This window comes from Mesorhizobium sp. M1C.F.Ca.ET.210.01.1.1 (genome assembly GCF_004791585.1).
Taxonomy (GTDB): Bacteria; Pseudomonadota; Alphaproteobacteria; order Rhizobiales; family Rhizobiaceae; genus Mesorhizobium.
In genome coordinates this window covers 1-296 of the sequence record NZ_SRUU01000199.1, presented here as the reverse complement: position 1 = coordinate 296, position 296 = coordinate 1, and the positions used below count along the sequence as shown (strand labels likewise).

Below are 296 nucleotides of genomic sequence, written 5' to 3'. Positions count from 1 at the left end.
CACTGCCGAAAATCTTTGTCCTGAAATCGCCGAACGCGAACGATGCGCGGCCCTCGCCGAGGCGCAAGCGAGGGAGTTCGAACGCATCAAGATGTATCCGGTCGCACGCGCAATGCGTGCCCTGGCATGTCGCATCAAAGAGTCCAGCCTGACACAGGAATTCGACACGCGAACTGCATCTGGCAATATCGAGCGCGCCGCGGTGTGATGGCCTTGAGCGCGCTCTCACCGATCTCGGCGAAAGCCGTCCACATTTGCGTGGATATGCAGCAGATGTTCATGCCGCCCATGCCTTG

1 protein-coding gene is annotated in these 296 nt (G+C 59.5%); it reads left to right on the top strand.

The window, feature by feature from the left end:
• Positions 1-208, top strand: a 208-nt coding sequence (locus tag EN853_RS34330) for a hypothetical protein (protein WP_189473200.1), incomplete at its 5' end; no start/stop codon positions are given.
• Positions 209-296 lie beyond the last annotated feature (88 nt).